This is a genomic window from Dellaglioa sp. CoH-57-MRSF-17, assembly GCF_056782015.1.
In genome coordinates, this window is record NZ_JBXAXY010000182.1 from 1 (window position 1) to 239 (window position 239).

A 239-nucleotide genomic window follows, 5' to 3' on the forward strand; every position below is an offset into this window, starting at 1 on the left:
TTTCGGCAGTGCCCGCTTCTTTGGATTCTTTGTTATAGACTTCATCACGGTAAATAAACATGATTAAGTCGGCGTCCTGCTCGATCGCACCGGATTCACGTAAGTCTGACATCACGGGACGTTTGTTTGGACGGTTCTCGAGGGAACGGTTAAGCTGCGATAGTGCAATTACAGGGCACATCATTTCTTTGGCAAGAGCTTTTAAGCTTCGTGAAATTTCTGAAATCTCACCGACACGG

At 46.4% G+C, this 239-nt stretch carries 1 protein-coding gene; it reads right to left on the reverse strand.

Annotated features, from left to right (window positions below):
• A partial coding sequence (locus AC1RPJ_RS08325) for a DnaB-like helicase C-terminal domain-containing protein (RefSeq protein ID WP_481762939.1) occupies nucleotides 1-239 on the reverse strand: 239 nt, incomplete at both ends.